The organism is Sorangium sp. So ce726, assembly GCF_051521405.1.
Taxonomy (GTDB): domain Bacteria; phylum Myxococcota_A; class Polyangia; order Polyangiales; family Polyangiaceae; genus Sorangium.
Genome location: NZ_CP150349.1, coordinates 6,676,324 through 6,691,144 on the forward strand (window position 1 = coordinate 6,676,324; position 14,821 = coordinate 6,691,144).

The 14,821-nt window shown below is 72.7% G+C and carries 6 protein-coding genes; 3 read left to right on the forward strand and 3 right to left on the reverse strand.

The window, feature by feature from the left end:
- The first annotated feature begins 67 nt into the window (after positions 1-67).
- Positions 68-751: a hypothetical protein gene (locus tag WME79_RS24835; RefSeq protein ID WP_437539642.1), complete on the forward strand. Its 684-nt coding sequence runs from the start codon at positions 68-70 to the stop codon at positions 749-751.
- Positions 752-783: 32 nt separating this feature from the next.
- Here WME79_RS24835 and WME79_RS24840 read toward each other — a convergent pair whose 3' ends face one another.
- Complete coding sequence (locus WME79_RS24840) at positions 784-2,085, reverse strand: sigma 54-interacting transcriptional regulator (protein ID WP_437539644.1); 1,302 nt, start codon at positions 2,083-2,085, stop codon at positions 784-786.
- Between the two features lie 446 nt (positions 2,086-2,531).
- Between WME79_RS24840 and WME79_RS24845 the strand changes: the two genes are divergently transcribed.
- Together WME79_RS24845 and WME79_RS24850 are read left to right on the forward strand one after the other, a co-directional pair.
- The gene (locus WME79_RS24845; protein WP_437539646.1) at positions 2,532-4,874 is read left to right on the forward strand and encodes a DUF1588 domain-containing protein; all 2,343 of its coding nucleotides are present in this window, start codon (positions 2,532-2,534) and stop codon (positions 4,872-4,874) included.
- An 8-nt stretch (positions 4,875-4,882) separates the two neighbouring features.
- A complete protein-coding gene (locus WME79_RS24850; protein WP_437539648.1) occupies positions 4,883-6,157 on the forward strand; it encodes a DUF1501 domain-containing protein in 1,275 nt (424 codons plus the stop codon).
- 109 nt (positions 6,158-6,266) lie between these two features.
- Here WME79_RS24850 and pbpC read toward each other — a convergent pair whose 3' ends face one another.
- Together pbpC and WME79_RS24860 are read right to left on the reverse strand one after the other, a co-directional pair.
- Positions 6,267-8,855: a penicillin-binding protein 1C gene (gene pbpC, locus WME79_RS24855; RefSeq protein WP_437539650.1), complete on the reverse strand. Its 2,589-nt coding sequence runs from the start codon at positions 8,853-8,855 to the stop codon at positions 6,267-6,269.
- A gap of 3 nt (positions 8,856-8,858) precedes the next feature.
- A complete protein-coding gene (locus WME79_RS24860; RefSeq protein WP_437539652.1) occupies positions 8,859-14,630 on the reverse strand; it encodes an MG2 domain-containing protein in 5,772 nt (1,923 codons plus the stop codon).
- Positions 14,631-14,821: the final 191 nt, after the last annotated feature.

Consider the following 14,821-nt stretch of genomic DNA (forward strand, 5'->3'; position numbering starts at 1 on the left):
CGCCTTCCTGGTGCAGCGCGACATGCGGTGTTGACGTGACGCGCGCTGGAGAGGGATGCTGCCAGACATGCGCGCCTTTCTTGCACTCCTCGCCTCCTCCATCGTCTTCGGGCTCGCCGCGAGCGGCGGCTGCTCGAGCAATGAAGCGACCGACACGACCTCGACGACGACGGCGGCCACGGTCGCCGGCGCCGGCGGCTCGCTCGGCTTCGGCTGCTTCGGCGGCAGCCCGGATGGGCGGTGTACGATCCTCGCCCAGGTCCCCGAGAGCTGCAGCTGCCCCGACTGCTCCGACACGGCGAGCTGCCTCGGCCGCTGCAAGGACGACGGCGCCTGCGACATGCAGCCGGACTCCCCCGACGGCGAGGATTGCACCTGCCAGGACTGCGCGGGCACCGTCGCGGCCTGCAGCCCGAGGCGCGGGTGCAACGACAACGAGGGGTGCAACACCAACGAGGATTGTACCTGCCCCGACTGCACGAGCACCCCGCGGTGCACCGATAACTGCACGGACAACGGCTCGTGCGCGGAGTACTTCGAGGGGTGCTCGTGCGCGGATTGCCGCGGCGTGGAGCGCTGCGGCGGGGACCCGGCCACGACCACGGCCGCGGCCACGACGAGCAGCAGCACGGGCGGCGACCCGGCCGGCGGCGGCGGCGCGGGCGGCGGCCCGACCGGCAACGGCGGTGCGGGCGGCGGCCCGACCGGCAACGGCGGCGCGGGCGGCAACGGCGGCGCAGGCGGCGCCTAGGACACGCTCGGCGCCCTCGCCGCTCCGAGCCCTCACTGCTTCGCTGTGAGCCCGTGCTTCCTCAAGAACATCCGCACGTGGTGGCGCTCCATACCAGCGCGGCGCGCCATCTCGCTGACGTTGCCGCCCGTCGCGCGGATCAGCTCGCTGAAGTAGCGCTGCTCGAACGCCGCGACGGCGCTCCGCTTCGCCTCGCCGAACGCCGACGTCGGCACGACCACGTCGCCGCCGCCCTCGAGCGGTAGGATCGAGGCGATCGCCTCGGCTCCGGGCGGGAGGCTCGCGGCCACGCTGGTGACGTTCATGAGCTCGCGGACGTTGCCAGGGAAATCGTGCTGGCCGAGCGTCGTGGTGATGAGATTGACCATCTCCACGGCGCGCTCGGGGCACCCCAGGCGCTCGCAGACGCGCTCGACGAGCAGCGGGATGTCCTCCCGCCGCTCGCGGAGCGGCGGCAGCTCGATGCGCATCTGGGCGATCCGGAAGAAGAGATCGCTCCGGAAGCGCCCGGTGTTCATGCTGCGGCCGAGGTCGCGGCGCGTCGCCGCGATGATCCGCACGTCGACGGGCTCGTAGATCCGCGAACCGACGCGCTTCACCTTCTGCTCGGTGAGCACGCGCAGCAGCTTCGGCTGGAGATCCGGCGGCAGCTCGCCCAGCTCGTCGAGGAAGATCGTCCCGCCGTTCGCCTCGTGGAAGGCGCCGCTCCTCCGCTCGTTCGCCCCCGGGAAGGCGCCGCGCTCGTGCCCGAAGAGGAAGCTCTCGGCGAGCGCACCCGGCAGCGAGGCGCAGTCGACGACGACGAACGGGCCGCCGCGCCGGCTCGAGACGTCATGGATGGCCTGCGCCGCGAGCTCCTTGCCCGTGCCCGTCTCCCCGGTGATGAGCAGCGAGAGCTCCGTCGAGGCCACCTCGCGCAGCAGGCGGAACAGGTGGCGCATCCGCGGCGAGGCGCCGATCAGCGGGCCGAAGCTCTCGTCGAAGCCGACGTCGACGCGCTCCTTGTCGAGCGGCTCGAAGCTCAGCACCGAGCCGCCGATCTGGATGGCGCACGCGGCCGTCAAGATCGCCTCGCGGATGCGGACCGTCGACACGAACGTCCCATTCTTGCTGCCGAGATCGCGGACGAGCACGCCCGGCCCCTCCGCGCGAAGATCGCAATGCGTCGAGCTGACCTCCGGATCGTCGACCACCACACCGCAGCTCGGATCGCGCCCCACGACGATCGGCGCGATGCCGATCTTGACGGGATCCCGGCCCGTCGAGCGCAGCGTGCCGCCGCGAACAAACCACTGAACCGCGCGAGCGCGGGTCGCATCCCTCGTCGAGCTCATATCCAACGGTTATTCGATTTCCCTGGTCTTGACCACATCCACGCACGCCCCGCGCGCATACGGGTAGGAGCGCCCACCTGGGCGCACCGGGTACGTGGCTTCCGGAGGAGCCGCAGCCTCTCGTCGAAAAACTTCAGAGCCACGAGAGGAATCGACGCACTGTCGTCACGATCGACAAGAAATTCTGATCAAGCAATGTGCTGAGCGCATAGCGGGAGAGGCCCCCGAGAGGTTAGAGTACGTGGTCTACGCAAGCGATGAAGCGGGCGTTCGTCCAGCTCGCCTCATCGGGTGTCGATGGTCGATGAACGAGGACCCGACCATCGCGGGGTGGATGCGCCCTGCGATAGGGCTGTCGGTGTGTGTTCTTTCAACGCGATTCGGGGCTCCGCTCTCCCGGTCCCCTCAACGTGGGAGTCGCGCGAGCGCTCCCGGCGAGGATGCTTATGCCGAGAATAGGATGGTTACTCCGGAAGCGCGCCGCGACGGCCCTGGGGCTCCTGGGGCTCTCTGCGGGTGCGAGCGCGCTCGCGTCCGTGTCCACCGGTTGCAGCAGCGAGGCCGAAGGCCCGTGCATCTCCGACGAGCAATTCTTCGCCGAGAAGGTGTGGGTCCCCATCCTCTCGACGAAGTGCATCGGCTGCCATAACCCTCAGGGGCAGGCGGCGGAATCCAAGCTGATCCTCGCCGGGAGCAGCGAGGCGGGGTTCCTCGACAAGAACCTCGCGACGTTCAAGTCGCTCGCCGGGCTCGAGCTCGGCGGCGAGTCGTACGTCCTCCTCAAGCCGACGAAGGCCATCGAGCACGGCGGCGGCCAGGTCCTCGCCTCGGACAGCGCCGAGGTCGAGGCGCTCCGGGCGATGGTGGAGCGCACGAAGGAGCCGTCGTCCTGCGAGACGGACGTCAACGCCTCCTTCGCCGGGGTGGTGATGAGCGGGCCCGAGGATACGCTCCGCACGGCGAGCCTCGAGCTCGCCGGGCGCCTGCCGACCGAGGCCGAGGAGGAGGCCGTCGCCCAGAGCGGCATGGCCGCGCTGGATCCGATCCTGGACCAGATGCTCACGGAGGAGACGTTCTATGTGCGGCTGAAGGAGATCTACAACGATCTCTTCCTCACCGACCGTTACCTGAACGGCGAGGAGGCCGTCGATCTGCTGCGGAGCGACGCGTACGATCCGAAGTGGTACAACAGCCTCCCGCAGGATCCGACGCTGGTCGCGAAATACGGCGCGCGGGACCTGGAGGACGTCGCCAACAAGCTGAAGAGCTGGACGAACCGGGCCGTCGGGAGGGAGCCGCTCGAGCTCATCGCCTACATCGTGCGGAACGACAGGTCCTTCAAGGAGGTCCTCACCGCCGATTACACGGTCGTGAGCCCCTTCTCCGCCAAGGCGTACGGCGTGACAGCCGAGTTCAAGAACGACGCGGATCCGGACGAGTTCGTCCCGGCGAAGCGCGATCCGATCCCGCTCGCCGGCGTGCTCACCTCCCCCGTCTTCCTGTCCAGGCACCCGACGACGAACACCAACAGGAACCGCCACCGCGCGAGGATGGTCTATCAGTTCTTCCTCGGCACCGACATCCTGAAGACGGCCGAGCAGCCGCTCGATCAGACGAAGATCACCGACTTCAACCCGACGATGAACAACGCGGCGTGCACCGTCTGCCACGCCGCCCTGGACCCGCTGTCAGGCGGGTTCCACAGCTTCGACTCGGCGGGCCGGTACAAGGAGGACGACACCTGGTACGAGGACATGCGGCCGCCGGGCTTCGGCGCCGAATCGGTGCCGTTCAGCGAGTTCCCGAGCGCGCTCTCGTGGGTGGCGAAGCGCGTCGCCGACGACCCCCGCTTCGCGCTCTCGGCGGTCTATACGATGTACGCGGGCCTCACCGGGCAACAGCCGCTCGCCGCGCCGAGCAACGAGGATCCGGAGTTCAACGCCAAGTTCCGGGCGTACCTCGCCCAGTACCACGCGTTCAACACGATGGCGCACGACTTCGCCGACAGCGGCTACAACCTGAAGACGGTCGTCAAGGCCATCGTCAAGAGCCCCTATTTCCGGGCGCGCAACGTGGCGCAGGCGTCTCGGGGCGAGGCGCTCACGCAGCTCGGCGGCACGCGGTTCCTCGGGCCCGAGCAGCTGCACCGGAAGATCTGGGCGGTGACGGGGTATCCGTGGCGCCCGCGGGCGTTCGAGGACGACGGCAATCGCTACGACTTCCTGCTCCGGCGCGACGCCTACCGCATGCTGTACGGCGGCATCGACTCGCAGGACGTGATCCAGCGGATCACGGAGCCGAACGGGATCATGGCCAACATCGCCGACCGGATGGCGAACGAGATGGCGTGCATCTCGGTGCCGCGCGACCTCTACCTCCCGCAGGAGGAGCGGCTCCTCTTCCCGTACGTCGAGACGACGTTCGAGCCGCGGGACACGAACGATTTCGACGTGCTGCCGGCCGTCGAGGGGATCAAGCAGAACATCCAGTACCTCCACAAGCGGGTGCTGGGCGAGTCGCTCGAGCTCGGCGATCCCGAGATCGAGCGGACGTACAAGGTCTTCCTCGAGACGTGGGAGGAGGGCAAGGCGGGCATGGCGAAGCCGGAGGGCGAAGAGGGCCGACTCTCGAGGTCGCTGCCCGGCCCCTGCCAGGTGCACAACGACTACTGGACTCGAGAGGGGCTCCCCGACGAAGAGAAGCTCACGCGCGACGAGAACTACACGATCCGCGCGTGGATGAGCGTCATGACCTATCTCCTTTCGGACTTCAGGTTTCTTTACCAGTAGGAGCAGCCATGGAACGTCGAGATTTCCTCAAACTGGCATCTATGGCGGGCCTCGGCGTCGTCGCGGGGGGCGTGCTGTCGAAGGACGCCGCCGCGGCCGGCCCCTACGCGGGCCCCCTCTGGGTCCACATCCACGCGAGCGGCGGCTGGGACCCGACGAGCCTCTGCGATCCCAAGGGCGCGACGGACGAAGAGCAGCAGAAGACGCGGGAAGCGATGAACCGCAGCTACCTGAGCGAGGCGATCGGGACCGCCGGCAACCTCAAGTACGCGCCGGTCGGCGGCAACGACGCGTTCTTCAAGAGGCACTACAGCAAGCTGCTCGTCATCAACGGCATCGACACCGGGACGAACAGCCATGACGCCGGCGTCCGCAACACGTGGTGCGGCACGCTCCGGGAGGGCAAGCCCGGCTTCGCGGCGCTCGTGGCCGGCGTCCACGGCGGCGCGTTGCCGATGGGGTTCATCAGCAACGGCGGCTACGACACGACGGCGAACGTCGTGGCCGTCACCCGCATACCCGACACCGGCCTCCTGCAGCGGCTCGCCTATCCGAACAGGATCGATCCGGGGAACGAAGAGAACCGCGAGCAGTACCACACCGACGCCACGATGACGCGGATCCTGGAGGCGCGGCAGGCGCGGCACGCGGCGAAGCTCGAGCAGCAGCGGCTGCCCCACGTCAAGCAGGCGATGAGCACGCTCTTCACGTCGCGCGTCGGGCAGAACGAGCTCAAGCAGCTCATCCAGTACCTGCCCGCGGAGTTCGAGCAGGCCTCGCTGCGGCGGCAAGCGCAGGTCGCGCTCGCGGCCTACCGCGCCGGCATCTGCGTGAGCGCCAACCTGTCTGTGGGCGGGTTCGACACCCACGGGAACCACGACGACAACCACATCCCGCGGCTCACCGAGATCTGCGACGGGATCGACTTCATCCTGACCGCCGCGGAGGAGCAGGGCATCGCGGACCGGATCGTCCTCGTCGTGGGCTCGGACTTCGGGCGGACTCCGGGCTACAACGAGGGCAACGGCAAGGACCACTGGAACATCACCAGCATGATCCTGGCCGGCGCAGGCATCGCGGGGGACAGGGTGATCGGCGCGACGGACGAGCGGCACAACCCGCTCGACGTCGATCCGGTCACGCTCGCGCCCAAGGAGGGTGGCGTCCGGCTCAAGCCGGGGCACATCCACAAGGCGCTGCGCAAGCTGGCGGGGATCGCGAGCGATCCGCTCGTGGAGCGATTCCCGCTCTCCGAGGAAGAAGACCTGCCCATCTTCGGGTGATGTGGCCCGCGGGCGGCGCGCCGCGCCGCCATCGACGCCATCGACTGCAGCGCGGGTGACTTCATCGGAGCGGGCGGGCGAGGAGACGGGATGTCGCCTCGCCCGCCGCTCACTCCACCGAGAACGCGATCTCCTCGCTGGCGGCCGCTCCGTCCGCGTCGATGCGGAGCCGGTGCGCGCCGGCGACGAGCGGCCAGTCGAGCGCGAACGGCGGGCCGACCTCGATGGGGCGCCCGTCGAGCACGAAGCGCACGCGGGGCACGCCCGGAGGGACGCCGGCGCGCAGCCGGATCGCCTGCAGCGAGTTGATCGAGGGGTCGAGGACGAACCGGGCGCCGTCGGGCGGGTACGAGACGCGGACGCGCGCACCGGCGCCGGACGGAGGAGCGCCGGGCGCCCCGGGGAGCGCGCCGCAGAGGGGCGACGCCGCCTCGGGCGCGAGGGGGCGGCCGGCGGCGCGCGCCCACGCGGTGAGCTCCGCGTCGTAGCGCTCGAAGACGCGCTCCTCGACCACCGCGTCGGGGCAGGCCCCGGCGCGCAGGCCGTTGCGGCGATCGACGCGCACGGTCTCGTGCATGTCGCACGGCGAGAGCGCCGCGGCGTCGCCGCGCGGGAGGAGCTCGTGGCGGCGGTGCGGGCACGCGGCGGTCGGCCGCATGCCGGACAGGGCGCAGACCTCGACCTCGGCGAGCTGCTCGGGATCGGGCGGATCGAAGGGGCGCGGCGGCCGGACGCGCGCGGCGGCGAGCATGGCGTCGCGGAACAGCGGGCCCGCGCCGGTGATGCCGCTGACGCCGCCCATGGGCGAGCCATCGAAGTTGCCGACCCAGACGGCGACGGTGACGTCGGGCGTGAAGCCGACCGCGATGTTGTCGCGGAAGCCCTTGGACGTGCCCGTCTTCGCGGCCACAGGGAACGGGAGATCGAGCACGTTGCCCTCGCCGAACGACGCGAGCCTCGCCCGGTCGTCGGCGAGGATGTCGACGATCACCCGTGCGCGCGCCGCGTCGAGGACGCGCGCGCCGCCCTCGGGAGGCGCCGCGGGCAGCTCGGCGGGCGCGCCGCTTCCGCTGGGCGCGGGCGATACGGAAGAGGCCGCTTGCGAGGAGGGCGATGGAGGCGATGCGGAGGCGAACGAGCGCACCGCGCGCACCGGCAGGTAAAGGCCTCCCCGCGCGAGCGTTGCATAAGCGTTCGCCAGGTCGACCAGGCGGACCTCGCCGTCGCCGAGCGCGATGGCGACGCCGTAACGCGACGGCTCGCGATCGAGCGAGCGGAGGCCGAGATCCCGGAGCCGCGCGAGGATGCGCTCGGGGCCGAGCGCGGCCGCCGCCCAGACCGCAGGGACGTTGTACGAGTTGGCGAGCGCGTCCCTCAGCCGGACGGGGCCGTGGAAGCGGCCGTCGTAGTTCCGCGGCGCGTAGTTGCCGTCCGCCGTCGGGAACGAGAGCTCGACGTCGGGCAGGACGGTGGCGGCGGTGAACCCGAGCTGCTCCATGGCGAGCTCGTAGACGAACGGCTTCAGCGCAGAGCCGGGCTGGCGCAGCGCGAGGACGCCGTCGTTGTGGCCGAGCCCGGCGGCGTCCTCGATGTCGTGCGAGCCGACGTACGCGAGGATCTCGCCGGTCGCGTTCTCGATCACGACCACCGCCGCCGCGCCGACGTCGCGATCCGAGAGGCCGCGGACGGTCTGCTGCGCGAGGACCTCGATCTCGCGCTGGAGGCCGCGGTCAATGGTCAGCGTGATCGAGGTCGCCCGGCCGCGGGGCGACGCGGCGCCGGGGCCCTCGGTGTCCAGACCTGCGCCCGGGCCCAGCGCGCCGCCGAGCACGGCACGGACGAGGTGCGGCGCGCCGAGGCCGCCCCCCTTCGGGGCGAGCGCGATGGGCTCCGCGCGGGCGCGGGCCACCTCGGCCTCGCCGGCGAGGCCGGCCTCGAGCATGCGATCGAGGACGCGGTTCCTGCGGCGCTCGAGCGGCCCGGTGCCGCGGCGTGGATCGTACAGCGCCGGGCCGCGCGGCATGCTGGCGAGCGCGGCGGCCTCCGCGAGCGACAGGTCCCGCGTGGGCTTGTCGAAGTAGAAGCGGCTCGCCGCCTCGACCCCGCGCAGGCCCGGGCCGAACGCGACGCGGTTCAGGTACTGCTCGAGGATCTCGCGCTTCGAGAGCGACGCCTCGATGCGCAACGCGAGCGCCGCCTCGCCGAGCTTGCCGCGCGTGGTGCGGGGGCGCGGCACGAGCGTGCGCGCGAGCTGCTGCGTGATCGTGGACGCGCCCGAGACGACGCGCCGCTCCGCCGCGAGCTGGCCGACGGCGCGCGCGATCGCGATCGGATCGACGCCGGGGTGGCGCGCGAACCGCTTGTCCTCCGCGGCCAGGAGCGCGCGCTGGATGCGATCGCCGGCCTCGGAGAGCGGGAGCCAGCGCGCGCGTGTGCCGTCTCCTGCGCGGAGCTCGCGGAGCACCGTGCCATGTCGGTCGAGCAGGACCGTGGACACGGCGTGGTCCTCGGGCGCCGCGAGCTCCGGCGGGAGCGGGGTGAGCGCCGCGAGCGTGGCGAGCAGGAGCCACGGCGCGACGGCGAGGGCGAGCGCGATCTGCGCCGCGCGGCGCAGGATCCGCCGCGCGCGCGGGCGCGGGCCGAAGCGCGCAAGCCACCGCCCTGCGCAGCCGGGCCCTGGCGGGGAAGGCGCGCGCACAGCTCAGCGTGGACGCGGCGCCGCGTCCGGCGCTCGGCTGGAGACCTGGACCGTGACGGCGCCCGTCCGGCCGAAGACCTCGGGGCTGTACATCTCCTCCGCACGCGCGGGCGGGACCACGAACGAGCCGAGCGTCGTGGCGCGCGCGAGGTACCGGTACCGGTACATCCCGGCAGCCATGTGATCGACGAAGAAGAGGACGCGATCGTCGCGGATCTCGCGGACGAAGCGGCTCGGGTCATAGACGCGGCCGGTCGCGCGAAGATCGTCCTGATCGACGTCGGCGTCGTCCGCCTCGGCCTGGGCCTCCGCCGCGTCGACGTCGAGCGAGCGCGCGGACGTCGCGAGCCGCGCGTCGACCGCCTCGAGGCCGGCCGGCAGCGGATCGTCGATGACCACGAAGTCGCGCGGAGAGGGCGTCACCACGACGATCTCGCCGAGCACGAGGTCGCCGCCGGCGAACGCGACCGACGGGGGGGCCGCGCGCTCGCTCGACGTCGACGCGCCGCCCACCACGGACGCGAGGTCCTCGGGCGCGAGCGCGCGGAGCGACTTCTCGATGAAGAAGCCGCGGTCGAGCGCCTCCGTCGGGAGCTGCTTGCGCGCGTAGCGGAGCCGCGCCTCGTAGAACAGGCGGCCGCGCCCGTCGACCGCGAACGCGAGCGGCGCGCCCCCGGCGGTCGCGAGCCTCGCCGCGGGGATCGACGTCTTGACCTGCTCCGTCGTGGGGCCGTGGAACGGCGCCGAGAACAGCTCCGCCTGCCCCAGGAACACCCGCGCGTCGAAGTCCGGCGCCGTCTTCTCCTGCGCCTTCCGGTACTGATCGAGCGCGAGCAGCGCCCAGGCCGTCTCCTGCGTGCTGCGCCACGTGCCCCCGCGGCGATCCGCGAGCAGCCCCGCCGCCAGCCGCGGCGCGAGCGGGTGCGCCGGCCGCGCCGCGAGCAGCGCACGCAGCACGAGCGCCGAGGTGCGGGCCTCGGAGTCCATGAGGACCGCGTACGCGTCGCCCTGGTTGTGGACGGCCCGCGCCACCGGGCCGTCGAGGCGCAGCGCGCCCTCGAGCTCGCGGACGAGCTGATCCACGGACGCCCTGTCGCTCTTGCCGATCACCATCGCGTGCGCGAGCAGCGCCTTCGAGAAGAGCGGCAGCTTGTCGCGCTCGTCGAACAGCTGGCTCGCGCGCCCGGGGTCGGGGGTGCCGCTCGCCGCGAGGACGTCGACGAGGAACGGCGCCGTCGCCCGGAGGAGCGGGTCGGCGCCGATCCGGTTGAGCTCCTGGCGCAGGTACGACGTCGCGCGCTCCACCGCGTCGGGCGGCACCGCGACCCCGTAGCGCCTGGCCTCGGTGAGGCCCCACAGCGCGTACGCCGTGGTCCACAGGTCCGCGCTGTCCGACTCGGCGAAAAAGCCGAAGCCCCCGTCCCCGCGCTGGTGCGAGAGGATCTCCCGGACCGTCTTGCCGATGACGGCCGTGAGGTCCTTCGGCAGCGCGATCCCGTAGGCCTTCGCGAGGTCGCGCAGCGACAGGAGCGGCACCATCCGGCTCGTCAGCTGCTCGGTGCAGCCGTACGGGTACTCGAGGAGCTGCTCCACGCCGCCGCCGAGGCCCACGAGCGCGGTCGGCGCGAGGCTCACCGTGAGCCCGCCCGTGTCGTCGCGGATCGCCGACAGCTCCCCGAGCCGCTCCGCGCTCGCCGTGGTGGTGTCGCCGTAGAGCGCGACGGCCTCCGGCGCCATGGGCGCCTTGATCTCGCGGTTCACCTCGACCACGTCCGACGCGCCGCCGCCGGTCGCGCGGAAGCGCAGCGTCGCGGGGCCAGCCCGCGGCGCTGAGAGCGCGAAGCGGACCTCGGCCGACCCGCCCGGGGCGAGCTCGACCGCGCGCCTGGCGCTGCCCGCGAGCGTCAGCCCCGACACGGTGACCTCCACCTCGACCGTCGCCGGCTTCCCGAGCCCCTTCGAGGTCACGACCACCCCTGCGTCGATCGCGTCGCCCGCGCGGAGGAAGCGGGGCAGCGCGGGCCGGGCCATGAGCGGGCGGCTCGTCGTCACCCGGGACTCGCCGTAGCCGAAGCGATCGTCCTCGGCGGCCACGACCGCCATGACCCGGTACGTCGTGAGTGAGTCCGGCAGCTTGAAGCTCGCGTGCACCTGCCCGGAGGCGTCGGTGACGAGCGCGGGGTTGTAGTAGGCGCTCTGGCGAAAATCGCGGCGCACGCCCGTGCCGCCCTCGGCGGCGCCGCCGCCGCCCGTGCGCCCCTTGTCGGCGCCGAGGTCGGCGAACGGATTGCGCACGCGGGCGAGCGCCTCGCGCGTCTCGATCGTCGCCACCTTCAAGGGGCGCGGCGCGCCGAACACGGGGATCGGATCCGGCGTCGTGTACCCCGTCAGCGACAGCACGCCCTCGTCCACGGCGTAGAGGGTGACCTCCGCGCGGGCGGGCTGGCCGGCGCGATCGCGGACGTCGACATCCACGCGGATCGGATCGCCGGGGCGCGCGTCCGCCTTGTCGGCGCGGACGCGCACCGCGAGCCGCTGCGCCTCCGGGTTCACGCGGAGCGGCGCGTAGCCGAGGCGGAACGCCGGCGCGCCGACGTCCGGCCCAGGCGCGCCGCCCTTCCCCGGCGCGGGCTGCGGCTTCGTCCGCCCGCGCAGGAGCAGCACCGAGACGAAGGCGTTCGGCCGGAGGTCCTCCGTGATCGGGACGTCGATCACGGGCATGGCGCCCGACAGCGTCACCTTCCGGTGCGTGGAGATCCCGGCGCGCTCGACCGTGACCAGCGCGTCGGCGGAGGCGAACGGCGACTTCACGATGATGCGCGCCGTCTGGCCGATCTCGTAGCTGTCGCGGTCGGCCACGAGGTCCACCTTGAGCTCGTCGCTGTCGCCGAAGCCCCCGCCGCCCTCGCCGAGCGCGTAGACCCCGGCTGCAGCGCCGACGGGGTTGCCGCGGCGGTCCCTGGCCGTCGCGTGCAAGAGGTAATAGCCCCCCGACGGGACCGTGAGCTCGCAGCTCCGCGGCGCCGACGCCGTCGTGACGCCGCACCGCGCGACGACCTTGTCGACCGGCGCGCTCACGCTGCGGTACGCGCTGCCGCTCTCCTCCCGCGCGAGCGTCCACGTCCGGTGCACGAGCTCGACCCGGACCGCGACCTGCGCGACGCGCGCCCCCTTCGGATCGACCGCGAGGATCTCCGGCCGCAGCACATCGCCCGCCTTCGCGAAGCGCTCGGGCTCCTTGAGGGCGACGTAGAACTCGGCCGGGTGCACGAGCGCCGTCGAGCTCCCGGCGATCGTCTGCCGCGACACGTCGGTGACCGACGCCTCGCACGTGACGAGCTCGGTGCCGCGCTGCCCGGGCAGGGAGAGCGCCGCGCCGAGCGCCGCCTGCCCGGCCGCGTCGAGCTTCTCTCGCGCGCTCTGCACCTCGAACTCGCGCGGCGCCTGGTCGCGCAGCGCGTCGGTGAGCTCGTCCTCGCGGACCGTGAACCCCTCGATCCCCGGCGGCGAGAACGACGCAGGCGCGCGCGTCACGGAGAGCGACGCCTCCGCGTTCGTCATCGGCGCCCCGAACAGGTAATCGCCGCGCGCGGTCCAGCGCGCCTTGTCGCCGCGGACATAGCTCGGCCTGTCGCTCTCGACGCCGACCTTGAACTCGGCGGGGCGGTACTCGGCGACCTCGACGCTGCCCCACACATCCGGCCACCCCGCCTCGCCGCCCTGGACCGTCGCGGCGAGGCTGTACGTGCCGAGCCGCGCGCTCTCGGGGATCTTCACGTCGGCCGAGAACGTGCCGAAGGCGCCGAGCGTCGGGGAGAGGGAGACGAGCGCGTCGCCGTCGGGCCCCTCGACCTTGAACGCGACGCTCTTGCCCGCCGGCGTCCTCGCCCCGCGCGCGCCCTCCTCGCGGAAGATCCCCTTCACCCGCACCGTGTCGCCCGGCCGGTAGATGCCGCGATCGGAGAACATCATCCCGAACGGGCGCGCCTCGCTGAAGTCCGACGCCGCGCCGAAGCGCCACCCGTTGAGCGACTCGGCGACGCTCCGGTACGTCCAGTCGTCGCCCGCGCGCGCGAAGACCACGCTGCGCCCGAGCGTCGACGTGGCCTCCGGACCGCGCGCCGTCGCGGGGACCATCGCGACCCCCTCGGCGTCGGTGGACACCGCGGCAGGCGCGGGCGCGCCCGGGGCCCGGATCCACACGCGCGCCCCGGGCACCGGCGCGCCCGTCGACAGGCGCGTCACCCACACGAGCGAGCCGTTCGGCGAGACCTTCGCGCTGATCCCGAGGTCGGTCACCTGCGCGATCACCGCCTCGGAGGTGGTGCGCGCGTGCCGCGTCCCGGGCCGGGCGGTGTAGCTGATCCCGATCGCGAGCGGCCCGCGCTTGCCCTCGCCGCCCAGCACCTCGGCGGCGCGCACGAGGTGCGTCGCCGGCGTGTTGGTCGCGGCGGCCGGGCGCATGACCGTCTGCTTGCCGGAGGGCAGCGCCGCGATCTCGTTCATCTTCGGGCTGCGCCCCGGGCTGTGCGGATCGCCCTGGAGCGCGAGGATCATCTCCTCGGTCATCGCGCCGACGGCGAGCGAGAGCTCGCGCACGTTCACGGACACGACCGGGATCTCGCGCCGCTGGGCCGGCTCGAACACGCTCCCGACGAGGCCGATCTGCGCCTCGGGCCAGCGATCGTCGAAGGCGATCTCCTCGGTGACGACGTCGGCGAGCGCCTGCCCGTGCACGTCGCGCAGCCCGGCGGCCACGCGCACCCGGTAGCTGCGACCCGGGGCGAAGGCGCCGCCGAGGGGGATGTGGCTCGTGGGCTCGTCGTCCTCGATCCACGACGGCCATAGCAGCTTGACGGCGGGCTCCACCGAGATCGCCCGCTTCGCGTCCGCGAACTTGATGGGGTTCGAGAAGGCGAGCGTGAACCCGCCGTCGGCCGCGCAGCCCCCCTTCGGCGTGTCGCGATCGCACTGGGGGCGCAGCGCCCGGAGCGGCCCGTAGGTGCGGTACGTGAACCGCTGCTCCTCGCCGGCCGGCAGCGGCCCTTCGCGGCCGCGGAGGCCCTCGGCCACGGCGATCTCGATCTCGCTGTCGCGCGGCAGCGGCGCGCGGGGGACGAGCTCGGCGAGCATCTCGTTCTTCGCGTCGGGGCGCCGCACCTCGAACGCCACCTTGTCTTTCCGGTCGCCCACCGTGAGGGACGCGCGCCGCGCGATCTCGGCGGTGTCGACCGGCTGGTTGAACCGCAGCTCGAACCGCGCCTCCGGCTTGAGGTCGTCCTTGCCCGACCAGGGCTCGACGCGCGCGACCGCGGGCAGCTCGGTGCGGAAGGTGAAGGAGTACGGCTCGGCGAGCGCGCTGCCGTCGAGCGCGCGGGTGCCCGCCGGGACCTCGACGGTGAACTCCGTGCCGCGCGGCAGGCGCCCTTCGGGGACGAACGTGAGGCCGCTCGTGCCGACCCAGCGCCAGCGTCCAGGCGCGGAAGGCTTCAGGACCGCGGGCGCCGCGGCCTCGCTGCCCGCGAGATCGAGCGATCGCATCGGCCGGTTGAAGACCAGGCTGATCTCGGCGGGGCTCGTGGTCTGCCCGCGGGGCGCGCCGAACACCACCGCGAACGGCCCTGCCGCGGCCTTTCCGCCCGCATCGAGCGCGCCGGGCGCGAGCGTCCCTCGGGGCGGGACGTTGGGGGCGCGCGCGCCCTGAACGCACGCCAGGCTGAGGGCGATGACCGCGAGAACGGCGGGCGCAGATCGGAGGCGCGGAGCGACGGACATGGCCGCGACTCAGCAATGGGGATGCCGCGGGCGCAAGAGGCGAGTCCGCGGCGGGATCCGGGCGCGCGATGTGGCAGGCGAGACACACCCCAAGAGCGCCGGTGACGCGCGGGCGCCCGGGCTCCGGCCGCGACCGCCGCAGCTCTATCGCGGGGCGCATCTTCGTGCGCTACGGGCTCATCCGCGTCGTT